The sequence below is a fragment of the Pseudomonas sp. Irchel s3h14 genome, from assembly GCF_900187425.1.
Lineage (GTDB): Bacteria > Pseudomonadota > Gammaproteobacteria > Pseudomonadales > Pseudomonadaceae > Aquipseudomonas.
The window spans coordinates 55,106-68,293 of sequence record NZ_FYDJ01000003.1 but is presented as its reverse complement, the minus strand read 5'-3'; the positions used below and the strand labels follow the sequence as shown (position 1 = coordinate 68,293).

Annotated in this window: 13 protein-coding genes; all 13 read left to right on the top strand. The window is 60.5% G+C overall.

The features are described from left to right. The first annotated feature begins 4 nt into the window (after positions 1 to 4). On the top strand, positions 5 to 1,390 hold the full coding sequence (gene fleR / locus CKW16_RS06990; RefSeq protein ID WP_095127775.1) for a sigma-54-dependent response regulator transcription factor FleR: 1,386 nt from the start codon (positions 5 to 7) through the stop codon (positions 1,388 to 1,390). 262 nt (positions 1,391 to 1,652) lie between these two features. Next, entirely contained in the window at positions 1,653 to 1,982 is a 330-nt protein-coding gene (gene fliE / locus CKW16_RS06985; RefSeq protein WP_095127774.1) for a flagellar hook-basal body complex protein FliE, read from the top strand. Between the two features lie 14 nt (positions 1,983 to 1,996). Next, positions 1,997 to 3,781 carry a flagellar basal-body MS-ring/collar protein FliF gene (fliF, locus tag CKW16_RS06980; RefSeq protein ID WP_095127773.1) on the top strand — a complete coding sequence of 595 codons (1,785 nt, stop codon included), beginning with the start codon at positions 1,997 to 1,999 and terminating at the stop codon, positions 3,779 to 3,781. After that, positions 3,774 to 4,793 (top strand): flagellar motor switch protein FliG, encoded by a 1,020-nt coding sequence (gene fliG / locus CKW16_RS06975; protein WP_007948903.1) that lies wholly within the window; start codon positions 3,774 to 3,776, stop codon positions 4,791 to 4,793. Before fliF ends, fliG begins: the two co-directional genes overlap by 8 nt. A gap of 7 nt (positions 4,794 to 4,800) precedes the next feature. Next, positions 4,801 to 5,610, top strand: coding sequence for a flagellar assembly protein FliH (fliH, locus tag CKW16_RS06970; RefSeq protein ID WP_095127772.1), 810 nt, complete (start codon positions 4,801 to 4,803; stop codon positions 5,608 to 5,610). Continuing rightward, on the top strand, positions 5,600 to 6,958 hold the full coding sequence (gene fliI, locus CKW16_RS06965; protein ID WP_046046383.1) for a flagellar protein export ATPase FliI: 1,359 nt from the start codon (positions 5,600 to 5,602) through the stop codon (positions 6,956 to 6,958). The genes fliH and fliI overlap by 11 nt, the downstream gene beginning before the upstream one ends. A 6-nt stretch (positions 6,959 to 6,964) precedes the next feature. Then, positions 6,965 to 7,414 (top strand): flagellar export protein FliJ, encoded by a 450-nt coding sequence (gene fliJ / locus CKW16_RS06960; protein ID WP_033055981.1) that lies wholly within the window; start codon positions 6,965 to 6,967, stop codon positions 7,412 to 7,414. A gap of 178 nt (positions 7,415 to 7,592) precedes the next feature. Further along, on the top strand, positions 7,593 to 7,892 hold the full coding sequence (locus tag CKW16_RS06955) for an STAS domain-containing protein (protein ID WP_046046382.1): 300 nt from the start codon (positions 7,593 to 7,595) through the stop codon (positions 7,890 to 7,892). Between the two features lie 5 nt (positions 7,893 to 7,897). Next, on the top strand, positions 7,898 to 9,604 hold the full coding sequence (locus tag CKW16_RS06950; protein ID WP_095127771.1) for a fused response regulator/phosphatase: 1,707 nt from the start codon (positions 7,898 to 7,900) through the stop codon (positions 9,602 to 9,604). Between the two features lie 30 nt (positions 9,605 to 9,634). Continuing rightward, entirely contained in the window at positions 9,635 to 10,003 is a 369-nt protein-coding gene (locus CKW16_RS06945; protein WP_095127770.1) for an Hpt domain-containing protein, read from the top strand. Positions 10,004 to 10,086: 83 nt separating this feature from the next. Further along, on the top strand, positions 10,087 to 11,463 hold the full coding sequence (locus tag CKW16_RS06940) for a flagellar hook-length control protein FliK (protein WP_095127769.1): 1,377 nt from the start codon (positions 10,087 to 10,089) through the stop codon (positions 11,461 to 11,463). Positions 11,464 to 11,701: 238 nt separating this feature from the next. After that, positions 11,702 to 12,202, top strand: a complete 501-nt coding sequence (gene fliL / locus CKW16_RS06935) for a flagellar basal body-associated protein FliL (RefSeq protein WP_033055987.1) — start codon at positions 11,702 to 11,704, stop codon at positions 12,200 to 12,202. A gap of 9 nt (positions 12,203 to 12,211) precedes the next feature. Beyond that, positions 12,212 to 13,180, top strand: coding sequence for a flagellar motor switch protein FliM (fliM, locus tag CKW16_RS06930; RefSeq protein WP_008151077.1), 969 nt, complete (start codon positions 12,212 to 12,214; stop codon positions 13,178 to 13,180). Positions 13,181 to 13,188: the final 8 nt, after the last annotated feature.

Below are 13,188 nucleotides of genomic sequence, written 5' to 3'. Positions count from 1 at the left end.
GGACATGGCAATCAAGGTTTTACTGGTCGAGGATGACCGCGCGCTACGCGAAGCACTGGCGGATACGCTGCTGCTCGCGGGGCACGACTACACGGCGGTAGGCTCGGCAGAAGAAGCGCTGGCGGCGGTTGGTAATGAGGCGTTCAACCTGGTGCTGAGTGACGTCAACATGCCGGGCATGGACGGCCATCAACTGCTCGGATTGCTGCGCACTCGTCAGCCGCAGTTGCCGGTGTTGCTGATGACGGCTCACGGCGCGGTGGAGCGGGCAGTCGATGCGATGCGCCAGGGCGCAGCGGATTACCTGGTCAAACCGTTCGAGCCCAAGGCATTGCTCGATCTGGTGGCGCGTCATGCGCTGGGCTGTCTCGGTGCGGCCGAGGGCGAGGGGCCTGTAGCGTTCGAGCCGGCCAGTGCGCAATTACTGGAACTGGCCGCGCGGGTAGCGCGCAGTGATTCCACGGTATTGATCTCCGGCGAGTCAGGGACCGGTAAGGAAGTACTGGCGCGGTACATCCATCAGCACTCCCATCGTGCCAGTCAGCCGTTCATTGCGATCAACTGCGCAGCCATCCCCGACAACATGCTCGAAGCCACGTTGTTCGGTCATGAAAAGGGCTCGTTCACCGGCGCCATCGCGGCGCAGGCCGGCAAGTTCGAACAGGCTGATGGCGGAACTATCCTGCTCGACGAAATTTCTGAAATGCCCCTCGGGCTCCAGGCCAAGTTGCTGCGAGTTTTGCAGGAACGCGAAGTCGAGCGAGTCGGCGCACGCAAGCCGATCACGCTGGATATTCGAGTCGTGGCAACCACCAACCGTGACCTGGCGGGTGAAGTGGCGGCGGGGCGTTTTCGGGAAGACCTTTACTATCGCCTGTCGGTGTTTCCGCTGGCCTGGCGTCCGTTGCGCGAACGTACCGCCGACATCCTGCCATTGGCCGAGCGTCTTCTGGCCAAGTACGTCAATAAAATGAAGCATGCCGCGGCAAGGCTGTCGCCTGAGGCTCAGGTGTGCCTGATCGGTTATCCATGGCCGGGTAATGTGCGTGAGCTGGATAACGCGATTCAGCGGGCGCTGATCCTGCAGCAGGGTGGATTGATACAGCCTGAGGATTTCTGTCTGGCCGGGCCGGTCGCCTGTGCGCCGTTGCCAGCCTTGGTGCCAACGTCCGTGCGAACCGTGGAGGTCGAATCCGAGTCGGGCGGGGCGCTGGGTGATGACCTGCGTCGCCGTGAGTTCCAGATGATCATCGACACTTTGCGCTCCGAACGCGGTCGTCGCAAAGAGGCTGCCGAGCGCTTGGGCATCAGCCCGCGCACCCTGCGTTACAAGCTGGCGCAGATGCGTGATGCCGGAATGGACGTGGAAGCTTATTTGTTCGCCACCTGATTCGATTTTGGTAGCAGCTGGCGAAGCCTGCGTCCGGCTGCGCAGCAGTCGTGAAATCAGTCAGCGCGGTGTTTCAGAAAGACCGAGTGTTCAGGTTTGACGACTGCTGCGCAGCCGGACGCAGGCTTCGCCAGCTGCTACAGATTGCATTAAGGATGGGCTTTTGTTTAGAGCGACCACGGAGCTGGCACCCTTGTTGCTAACACCTCACTACCCGCCGAGTGAGTGTCAAAAAATTGCGGGTCGCCAGAGAGAGTAGACCATGAGCCAAGGTATTGAATTTAATCGATTGATGTTGGACATGCGCTCCATGCAAATGGATGCCATGTCTGCGTCGAAATCGACTGCCGCAGTCCCTCAACTGGGTGGCAGCAGCTTTTCCGACATGCTCGGTCAGGCCGTCAACAAAGTGAACGACACCCAACAGGCGTCCAGTCAGTTGGCCAGTGCCTTCGAGATCGGCAAGAGCGGTGTCGACCTGACGGACGTGATGATTTCCTCGCAGAAGGCCAGCGTGTCTTTTCAAGCGTTGACCCAAGTACGCAACAAGCTGGTTCAGGCATACCAAGACATCATGCAGATGCCGGTTTAAGGACGAATTGAGTCATGGCAGAAGCAGTCGCCGATAATGTTCCAGCCAAGGCCACTCCAATAGACGGCAAACCGCCGCTGTTCGGGTTGTCCTTCCTGGAAAACCTCTCCGAGATGACCATGTTGCGTCAGGTGGGCCTGTTGGTCGGCCTGGCTGCGAGCGTGGCGATTGGCTTTGCCGTGGTGTTGTGGTCCCAGCAGCCGGACTACCGGCCTCTGTACGGCAGTCTTGCCGGTATGGACGCCAAACAGGTCATGGATACTCTGGCCGCAGCCGACATTCCCTATACCGTTGAACCGAACTCCGGTGCCTTGCTGGTCAAGGCCGATGACCTGTCCCGTGCGAGAATCAAACTCGCGGGCGCTGGTGTCACTCCCAGCGACGGCAACATCGGTTTTGAAATTCTCGACAAGGATCAGGGTCTGGGCACCAGCCAGTTCATGGAAGCGACCCGTTATCGTCGTGGTCTCGAAGGCGAACTGGCCCGCACCATTTCCAGCCTGAACAACGTCAAGGGTGCTCGCGTGCACCTGGCGATTCCGAAAAGTTCGGTGTTCGTGCGCGACGAGCGCAAGCCGAGCGCTTCGATCCTGGTGGAACTGTACTCCGGTCGCTCGCTGGAGCCTGGCCAGGTACTGGCGATCATCAACCTGGTGGCCACCAGCGTTCCCGAACTCAGCAAATCCCAGATCACTGTCGTCGACCAGAAGGGCAACCTGCTGTCGGATCAGGCGGAAAATTCCGAACTGACCATGGCCGGCAAGCAATTCGATTACAGCCGTCGCATGGAAAGCATGCTGACCCAGCGCGTGCACAACATTCTGCAACCGGTGCTGGGCAACGATCGCTATAAAGCCGAAGTCTCGGCCGATGTGGACTTCAGTGCCGTCGAGTCGACCTCCGAGCAGTTCAATCCGGACCAACCGGCGTTGCGCAGCGAGCAGTCGGTCAACGAACAACGTACCGCCAGCAATGGCCCGCAAGGTGTGCCGGGTGCCCTGAGCAACCAGCCGCCGTCGCCTGCCTCCGCACCGCAAACCACCGGTGGCGCTACCGCGTCGGCCGGCATGGTGCAACCAGGCCAGCCACTGCTGGATGCCAACGGTCAGCAAATCATGGACCCGGCCACCGGCCAGCCGATGTTGGCACCGTACCCGGCGGACAAACGTCAACAATCCACCAAGAACTTCGAACTCGACCGCTCCATCAGCCACACCAAACAACAGCAGGGCCGCTTGAATCGCCTCTCGGTGTCGGTGGTGGTGGATGACCAGGTCAAGATCAACGCGGCCAACGGTGAAACCACCCGTGCGCCGTGGACCGCCGATGAATTGGCGCGCTTCACTCGCCTGGTACAGGACGCCGTCGGCTTCGACGCCAGCCGTGGCGACAGCGTCAGCGTGATCAACATGCCGTTCTCCGCCGAGCGCGGTGAAGTGATTGCCGAAATTCCGTTCTACTCCCAGCCGTGGTTCTGGGACATCGTCAAGCAAGTGCTGGGTGTCTTGTTCATCCTGGTGCTGGTGTTCGGTGTGCTGCGTCCGGTGCTCAACAACATCACCGGCGGCGGCAAAGACAAACAGCTGGGCATCGGCAGCGACGTCGAGCTGGGTGGCATGGGCGGCCTGGACGGCGAACTGGCCAACGACCGCGTCAGTCTCGGTGGTCCGACCAGCATTCTGTTGCCGAGCCCGAGCGAAGGCTATGACGCACAGTTGAACGCAATCAAGAGTCTGGTGGCAGAAGATCCGGGTCGCGTGGCCCAGGTCGTGAAAGAGTGGATTAACGCAGATGAGTGATAACCGAGCCGTTGCCGCCAAACTGTCCAAGGTCGACAAAGCCGCGATTCTGCTGCTGTCCCTGGGTTCAACCGACGCCGCCCAAGTGCTGCGCCACATGGGGCCTAAAGAGGTCCAGCGTGTGGGTGTGGCGATGGCCCAGATGGGTAACGTGCACCGAGAGCAGGTCGAGCAGGTGATGAGCGAGTTCGTCGACATCGTCGGCGACCAGACCAGCCTCGGCGTCGGCTCCGACGACTACGTGCGCAAAATGCTCACCCAGGCCCTGGGCGAAGACAAGGCCAACGGCCTGATCGACCGGATCCTGCTGGGTGGCAACACCAGTGGCCTCGACAGCCTGAAGTGGATGGAACCGCGCGCCGTCGCCGACGTGATCCGTTACGAGCACCCGCAGATCCAGGCGATCGTGGTGGCGTATCTCGATCCGGACCAGGCCGGCGAAGTGCTGGGTAACTTCGACCACAAGGTGCGTCTGGACATCATTCTGCGGGTCTCCTCGCTGAACACTGTGCAGCCTGCGGCCCTGAAAGAACTCAACCAGATTCTCGAGAAGCAGTTCTCCGGCAACTCGAATGCCTCGCGCACCACCTTGGGTGGCATCAAGCGCGCGGCGGACATCATGAACTTCCTCGACAGCTCGATCGAAGGTCAGCTGATGGACTCGATCCGCGAAGTCGACGAAGACCTGTCTGGTCAGATTGAAGACCTCATGTTCGTGTTCAACAACCTGTCCGATGTCGACGATCGCGGTATTCAAGCGCTGCTGCGCGAAGTGTCTTCCGACGTGTTGGTGCTGGCCCTCAAGGGTTCGGACGAAGGCGTCAAAGAGAAGATCTTCAAGAACATGTCCAAACGGGCGGCCGAACTGTTGCGCGACGACCTCGAGGCCAAAGGCCCGGTGCGCGTCAGCGACGTGGAAACCGCGCAGAAAGAAATCCTCACCATTGCCCGCCGTATGGCCGAAGCCGGAGAAATCGTTCTCGGCGGGAAGGGCGGCGAAGAGATGATCTAAGGTCACTATGTCGTCCAAACATGATGAGTCCAACACCGACCTGATCCGTGGCAAGGACGTCGCTGGTTTCGACGTCTGGTCGCTGCCCAGTTTCGATCCGTTCGTGCCGGAACCCGAGCCTGAGCCGGAACCCGAGCCGCCGGAAATGGAAGAAGTGCCACTGGATGAAGTCCAGCCACTGACCCTCGAAGAACTCGAAAGCATTCGTCAGGAGGCCTACAACGAAGGCTTCGCCACGGGCGAAAAAGAAGGTTTCCACAGCACCACGCTCAAGGTCCGTCAGGAAGCCGAGGTGGCGCTGGCCGCCAAGATTGCTGCTTTGGAGCAGTTGATGGGGCATTTGTTCGAGCCTATCGCCGAGCAGGACACCCTGATCGAAAAGTCCCTGGTCGACCTGGTGCAGCACATCACCAAACAGGTGATTCAGCGCGAACTCGCGATCGACTCGACGCAGATCGAACACGTCATGCGTGAAGCCCTCAAGCTCTTGCCGCTGGGTGTGGGCAATGTGCGGCTGTACATCAATCCGCAAGATTTCGAACAGGTCAAAGCCCTGCGCGAACGCCATGAAGAAACCTGGCGCATCGTCGAGGACGAGGCGTTGTTGCCCGGCGGTTGCCGGGTTGAGACTGAACACAGCCGTATCGACGCCACGGTCGAAACCCGCGTTGCGCGGGTCATGGACAAACTGTTCGATCAATTGCACGAACAGGCCTTGCACCCGGCCGAACCGGATCTGAGCCTGGAACTGCCGATCAGCGACAAGCCAGCGGTCGTGCCGGTCGAACCTGAACTGGGCGTTCCCGATGCGCCTTGATCGCACCAGCTTCGCCAAGCGCCTCGGCAGCTACGCCGAGGCCACGGAGCTGGAAGGCGCGCCGATCCTTGAGGGCCGCTTGCTGCGCATGGTCGGCCTGACCCTCGAAGCCGAGGGTTTGCGCGCCGCCATGGGCAGTCGCTGCATGGTCATCAATGACGACAGTTATCACCCGGTGCAGGTCGAAGCCGAAGTCATGGGCTTCTCCGGCAGCAAGGTGTTTCTGATGCCGGTCGGCAGCGTTGCCGGCATCGCTCCCGGTGCCCGTGTGGTTCCTCTGGCTGATACCGGCCGTCTGCCGATGGGCATGAGCATGCTCGGGCGGGTGCTCGATGGCGCCGGTCGTGCGCTGGACGGCAAGGGCGGAATGAAGGCCGAAGATTGGGTGCCGATGGACGGCCCGACCATCAACCCGCTCAAGCGTGAACCGATCAGCGAGCCGCTGGACGTGGGCATTCGCAGCATCAACGGTTTGTTGACGGTCGGTCGCGGTCAGCGTCTTGGCCTGTTCGCCGGTACCGGCGTGGGCAAGAGTGTCCTGCTGGGCATGATGACCCGCTTCACCGAGGCCGACATCATCGTCGTCGGGCTGATCGGTGAACGGGGTCGTGAAGTTAAAGAATTCATCGAGCACATCCTCGGCGAAGAAGGGCTCAAGCGTTCGGTCGTGGTGGCGTCCCCGGCGGACGATGCGCCGCTGATGCGTCTGCGCGCGGCGATGTATTGCACACGAATCGCCGAGTATTTCCGCGACAAGGGCAAGAACGTCCTGTTGCTCATGGACTCCCTGACCCGTTTCGCCCAGGCCCAGCGGGAAATCGCCCTGGCCATCGGCGAGCCGCCAGCGACCAAGGGTTATCCGCCATCGGTGTTCGCCAAACTGCCAAAATTGGTGGAGCGGGCCGGTAATGCGGAGAAGGGCGGCGGTTCGATCACCGCGTTCTACACCGTTTTGTCCGAAGGCGATGACCAGCAGGACCCGATTGCCGACGCCGCGCGAGGCGTGCTCGACGGGCACATCGTGCTGTCCCGGCGCCTGGCCGAGGAAGGTCATTACCCGGCCATCGATATCGAAGCGTCCATCAGCCGGGTCATGCCGTCGGTGGTTACGCCGGAACACATGATGCGCGCCCAGTATTTCAAGCAACTGTGGTCGCGTTATCAGCAGAGTCGTGACTTGATCAGCGTCGGCGCCTATGTGGCCGGTGGTGATCGGGAAACCGACCTGGCGATCTCCCTGCAGCCGCAGCTGGTGAAATACCTGCGCCAGGGCCTGAACGACAGCATCAGCCTGGGCGAAAGCGAAGCCTATCTCGGCACGATTTTCGCTCCCGCGGCCGGCGGCTAACCGGCCATGGCCCAGAGCCGAGCCTCGCGCCTGGCCCCCGTGGTCGAAATGGCCGAAAAGGCCGAGAAAACCGCGGTCCTGCGTCTGGGGCACTTCCAGGGGCAAGTCCGTCTGGCCGAAAGCAAACTCGCCGACCTCGAAGCCTTTCGTCTCGACTATCAAGAGCAGTGGATCGTGCGCGGCAGCAGTGGCGTGTCTGGCCAATGGCTGCTGGGTTATCAAGGCTTCCTGGCGCAACTGGGGACCGCCATCGACCAGCAGCGACAAAGCCTGGTATGGCATCAAAACAACCTGAACAAGGCGCGGGAATCCTGGCAGCAGGCGTTTGCACGGGTTGAAGGCTTGCGCAAACTGGTGTTGCGCTACATGGATGAGGCGCGGCGGCTGGAAGACCGGCGCGAGCAAAAGCTGCTGGATGAGTTGTCCCAGCGGTTGCCGCGTCAGGATCCTTATTGAGTGGTGCCTTCGAAAATATCGCAGCCTGCGGCAGCCCCTACATTGAACGCGTGCAAACCCGGTTCTGGAGCTGCCGCAGGTTCGGGCCGCGTTCGGACGATCTTTTGATCTTGCTCCAGCCCCAGCCAAGTGCTAAACCTTGTACACGTACGTTCACCAATGACAAGGAAGCCGTTAAATGCCAGTCGTTACAGAAGTCTCCCAAGATGGGCAAAAGCTGACGATATCGGTCAAGGGACGATTCGATTTCGCCAAGCATCAGGAATTTCGCGAGTCCTATGAGGACAAGAAACTCTCCGCAGTTGTCGTCGACTTGAAAGAAGCGACCTACCTCGACAGTTCGGCGCTGGGCATGTTGCTCTTGCTGCGTGATCACGCTGGTGGCGACAATTCCGATATTCGCGTCGTCAACAGCAGTACCGACGTGAAGAAGATCCTCGCCATCTCCAATTTCGACAAACTGTTCGACATCAGTTGAACGGCATGCAGTCGCCGTTCGAACTGCTGACGATCCTGATCGCCGAAGACAGCGCGGCTGATCGCATGCTGCTGTCGACCATCGTCCGTCGCCAGGGGCATGAGGTGCTAACGGCCGCCAACGGTGCTGAAGCCGTTGAAGCGTTTCGCCAGCAGCGACCGCAACTGGTGCTCATGGACGCGATGATGCCAGTGATGGACGGTTTCGAGGCGGCGCGGCAGATCAAGGTATTGGCCGGGGAAACCCTGGTGCCGATCATCTTCCTCACCTCGCTGACCGAAAGCGAAGCGCTGGCCCGCTGTCTGGAGGCCGGGGGCGACGATTTTCTGGCAAAACCCTACAACCAGGTGATCCTCGCCGCCAAGATCAAGGCGATGGATCGCTTGCGACGGTTGCAGGCCACGGTGTTGCAGCAGCGCGACCAGATCGCCAGGCACCACGAGTACCTGCTCAACGAGCAGCGCGTGGCCAAGGCCGTGTTCGACAAGGTGGCCCACTCCGGCTGTCTGAGTGCACCGAATATTCGCTACCTGCAATCGCCCTATGCGTTGTTCAACGGCGATCTGCTGCTGGCCGCGTTCACCCCGGCTGGCGACATGCATGTGCTGCTCGGCGATTTTACCGGTCACGGTTTGCCGGCCGCGGTCGGTGCCATGCCCCTGGCCGAAGTCTTCTATGGCATGACCGCCAAGGGTTACGGGCTGTCCGAAACCCTGCGCGAAATGAATGCCAAGCTCAAGCGCATCCTGCCGGTGGACATGTTCTGTTGTGCAACGCTGCTGTGCCTGAGTTTTCAGCGACGTTCGGTGGAGGTCTGGAACGGCGGGATGCCGGACGGTTATCTGCACAGCATCGCCAGCGGTGAGCGAACGCCGCTGATGGCTCGGCATTTGCCGCTCGGCGTGCTGAGCCCGCAATCCTTTGATGACCGCACCGAGGTGTTTCCGATGGCGGTCGGGGATCGGGTCTTCCTGTTGTCCGACGGGGTGATCGATACCTGCGATGCCAACGAACAGTTGTTTGGTGTGGAGCGATTGCAGCAGGTGTTTGCGGCCAATCGTCAGCCTGATGAGTTGTTCGAAGAGATCGAACAGGCGTTACGGGACTTTCGCGGCGAGGCCCGTGATGACGTGAGCATGGTCGAGGTCAGTCTGCTGGAGGCCGCACAACTGAGCCCGCCGGCGCTGGTGTATTCCGACAGTGGTCAGTCCTGCCCGCTGGACTGGTCAGTGAGTTTCGAATTTCGCGCCGCCACGCTCAAACGCTTCAATCCGCTGCCGTATCTTCTGCAATTGCTGCTTGAGGTCCACGGTCTGCGGGCTCAGAGCGGGGCGCTCTACAGTGTGTTGGCCGAACTGTATTCCAATGCCCTGGAGCATGGAGTGCTGGGGCTGGATTCGGCGCTCAAGCGCGATGCCTCGGGTTTTACCCGCTATTATCAACAACGCAATACACGCCTGGACGAGTTGCAGGACGGCTTCGTGCGGGTGCATTTGCAGGTGACACCCAAGGGCGAGGGCGGGTGCCTGACTATTCGGGTTGAAGACAGCGGCAAGGGTTTCGATGTTGCGCGAGTGATGGAGCTGCCCGTCGATGGTGTCCGTCTGTCGGGACGTGGCGTCAGTCTGATCCGTCAACTGGGCCACAATGCGAGTTGGTCCGACGATGGTCGAAGTGCCCGCGTGGAGTTTTTCTGGGAGGCTCTGGCATAATCCACGCATTCTTGATCAAGGAGTGAGCAAGTGGCTGACACACACCTGGACCGCGACATACTGAACGCGTTGCAAGAGGTCATGGAGGATGAGTATCCGACGTTGCTGGATACCTTTCTCGCCGATTCCGAAGAGCGTTTACGCATCTTGCGAAAGGCTGAAGATGCCGCGCAACTCATGAATGCTGCCCATAGTTTCAAGGGTAGCAGCAGCAACATGGGCGCCATTCGCCTGGCTGAGCTGTGCCATGAGCTAGAGCAACGCGCCAAGCAAAAAAACCTCGCTGGCATCGAAAAGCTGATCGAGGAAATTGACGGCGAATTCGCCATCGTCCGACCTCTCTATGAGGCGGAGCGTCAGCGTTCCCTCTCTGCCAATGAGACCGTCCGGCGCTTTTAGCGCCTGTCACTCAAACCTGGCGCGACCTTTGCACTAATCTCCGTCAACTGTAACTACGATCCCAGTGCAGCGGAGACCGTTCCATGCCCGTTACCCCCAATATGCTTCTTCAGGCCGCCGCGCAGGCCAAGACTCAAGCCGCTTCCGCCAATACACCGGCGCTGGTCGCTGAGCCTGGGGACAAGGCATCCAGCTTCGCTCAGGTCTACGCCAATCAAGCCCGGAACAAACCCTCTACGGTGGGTGATGGATCGGCCAAGCCGATACGCGATAAAGCGCCGGACAGCCCCGACAAAAAGGACGTCAGCAACGACAAGTCTGCCGCCCCGGAACCTGCGGTTGCCGATAGCGGCAAATCCTTGCCCGCCGATAAGCCGGCGCAGGCTGACGACAAGACTGCCAGCGATGATGCGTCGGAGGCTGCCGAAACGCCGGTAGTCGACACCGCACCGGTTGATCCAACCCTTGATCCTTCGTTACTGCCACCGTTACAGCCAGTGGTGGCAACCCCCGTTCAGGAAGCCCCGCCAGTGGTCGTCACCGTGCAGCCGCAGGTCGAAGCGCCTGTTGCTGTTGCTGTGGCAGTGACGGCGGCGCCAGTTGCTGCTGCAACGGCGCAAAGCGATTTCGATCCCGAAGCGGATCCTCTCGATGCGTTGCCGGCCGTGCGTATGGCCATGGAGCAGGGCGGCCATATTTCGGCTGCGAGTCAGGCTCAGCCCAAAGCGGCACCGACCTCTGCCCAGGCCCAGGCCGACGGCGAGCCGACCTCGGCGCAGAATTTCGCCACCGGCATGGCGAGCATGCTCGATGTTCAAGCCGACAAGGACAGCACCGGCCAGGGCGGCGACAAGGCTTTTGGTGGTCTTATCGATGACGGTCTCAAGGACCTGAAGTCCGCGAGCAGCGATACCCGGGTCGACGATTTCGCCAACCGTCTGGCGGCGCTGACCCAGGCGGCGACGCCGAAAACCGCCAACGCATTGCCGGTGAACCAACCGATCGCCATGCATCAGAGCGGCTGGACCGAAGAGGTAGTGAATCGGGTCATGTACCTGTCCAGTGCCAATCTCAAGGCCGCCGACATCCAGTTGCAACCGGCTGAACTGGGGCGGCTGGACATTCGGGTGAATATGGTTCCGGATCAGCAGACCCAAGTGACGTTCATGAGCGCCCATCCAAGTGTTCGCGAAGCGCTGGACGGGCAGATGCATCGCTTGCGTGACATGTTTGCGCAGCAGGGCATGGGCCAGGTTGACGTCAATGTGTCCGACCAGTCCCGTGGCTGGCAGGGCCAAGGGCAGGAACAGGCTCAGCAGGGCCAAAGCCAGGGGGGACGCACCAACGCCAGCGGTGGTCGTCTCGATTCCATGGACGAAGAGCTTGCGCCAACAGCTGCCGAAGTAGCGGCCAGCACCACCAGCGTGATTGGCTCCAGCGCCGTCGACTACTACGCCTGATAAAGCCCGACACCGATCCCTGTGTCCGATCGTTCCCACGCTCTGCGTGGGAATGCCTCAATGGACGCTCCGCGTCCGCTCTTGCAATGTGACGCGGAGCGTCACGGGCTGCATTCCCACGCAGAGCGTGGGAACGATCAAACAGTCCTTCCAGTTTTCCTTCAGACACTTCTGGCATAACACTTGCTCTTGCCTTGCCGTGCGACTGTGAAAACCCGAATAGTGACGGATTATTGGCATGGCGAAGAGCGAAGCAGCAGTAAAAGACCCCGCAACCAAAGGCAAACTCAAGCTGATCATTGTGATCGTGGTGGCCCTGCTGCTGGCGATCGGCTTGTCCGTGGGGGCGACCTGGTTCTTCATGCACAGCGCCCAGAGCAAGCCTGCCGCCGCGGCTGAAACCGCCCCGGTCGGCAAGCAGCCAGCGATTTTCGAGCCCATGGCGCCGGCCTTCGTGGCTAACTACAACCAGAACGGTCGTCAGCGCTACATGCAGGTGAGCATCACCATGCAGGGTCGCAATCAAGCCGATCTGGAAGCGCTCAAAGTTCACATGCCTGTCATCCGCAATAACCTGGTCATGCTGTTCTCCGGGCAAGACTTCGCCACCCTGGCGTCGCCGGTCGGCCAGGAAATGTTGCGTCAGAAAGCCACGGCCAGCGTCCAGGAAGTGGCGCAGAAAGAACTCGGCAAAGTGGTCATCGAACAGTTGCTTTTCACTAATTTCGTACTGCAGTAGGAACACGACATGGCCGTGCAGGACCTGCTGTCCCAGGATGAGATCGATGCGCTGTTGCATGGCGTCGACGATGGTCTGGTACAGACCGATACCGCTGCTGAACCCGGCAGTGTCAAAAGCTACGACCTGACCAGCCAGGATCGCATCGTCCGTGGACGCATGCCGACCCTGGAAATGATCAACGAGCGTTTCGCCCGTTACACCCGCATCAGCATGTTCAACATGCTGCGCCGCTCGGCGGATGTTGCCGTCGGTGGCGTGCAGGTGATGAAGTTCGGCGAATACGTGCACTCGCTGTACGTGCCGACCAGCCTCAACCTGGTCAAGATCAAACCGTTGCGCGGCACCGCGTTGTTCATCCTCGACGCCAAACTGGTGTTCAAACTGGTAGACAACTTCTTCGGCGGCGACGGCCGTCACGCGAAGATCGAAGGGCGTGAATTCACCCCCACGGAACTGCGTGTGGTGCGCATGGTGCTGGAGCAGGCATTCGTCGATTTGAAGGAAGCCTGGCAGGCGATCATGGAAGTGAACTTCGAGTACATCAACTCGGAAGTGAACCCGGCCATGGCCAACATCGTCGGTCCGAGCGAAGCCATTGTGGTGTCGACCTTCCACATCGAACTCGATGGCGGTGGCGGCGATCTGCACGTGACCATGCCGTACTCGATGATTGAGCCAGTGCGCGAAATGCTCGACGCCGGCTTCCAGTCGGACCTCGACGATCAGGACGAGCGCTGGGTCAATGCCTTGCGCCAGGACGTGCTGGACGTTGACGTACCGATCGGTGCCACAGTTGCCCGTCGCCAGTTGCGCCTGCGGGACATTTTGCACATGCAGCCGGGAGACATTATCCCGGTCGAGATGCCGGATGAGATGATCATGCGCGCCAACGGCGTGCCTGCGTTCAAGGTCAAGATGGGGTCGCACAAAGGCAACCTCGCGTTGCAAGTGATCGAGCCGATCGAGCGCCGCTGACCGGCGCT